The organism is Halorubrum sp. SP9 (genome assembly GCF_005435015.1).
GTDB lineage: Archaea > Halobacteriota > Halobacteria > Halobacteriales > Haloferacaceae > Halorubrum > Halorubrum sodomense.
The window spans coordinates 1-571 of sequence record NZ_SGXU01000272.1 but is presented as its reverse complement, the minus strand read 5'-3'; the positions used below and the strand labels follow the sequence as shown (position 1 = coordinate 571).

Here is a 571-nt window from a genome sequence, read left to right as displayed (position 1 = left end):
GACGATCGAGGCGGCGTTCGGCGACCTCCCCGCCGACTGCGACCTCGACGGCGACGAGTCCGTCTTCGACTGTACGAAGGCGGAGCGGCTGCTCGGGTGGGGGCCGGAACACTCCTGGCGCGACGAGGTCACAAACACCAGCTGACGCCTTCTCTCACGGAATGGCGGGCTTTGTATGAGTTCTATAAACGCTGTTCTCGCCCAATTAGGGGCTAGGATGCCAAATTCTTGAACGTAGGTGATACACGAGAGGTTGACACACAAATTTATATATTTTGAAACTACTTGTGAAACATTGTCATGTCGCGGCGTACAGATCGGCCAGGTCGCCCCCAGAACGAACAAACAGACTGGCGGGACCGGGACAGTCGCGAACACCGGGGGGATCGGGACAGAAGACAGAAAGGAAGACTATCCGAGCGATCACCGCGCCACGCCGGATCTCGACGGCTCCGAAGTGCGAATCGAAGTTTCCTCTCGGTGTCTGGAATCGCGCTACTGACCGCGACGAAGGCGGCTGACGCGGCTACGACTGCAGTCGGACTCGCGTACGTTCCCGGGGTCTACGAGG

The 571-nt window shown here is 59.2% G+C and carries 1 pseudogene; it reads left to right on the top strand.

From position 1 onward, the window contains the following. Positions 1-145, top strand: a pseudogene (locus EXE45_RS21910) (NAD(P)-dependent oxidoreductase); the annotation flags it as partial. Positions 146-571: the final 426 nt, after the last annotated feature.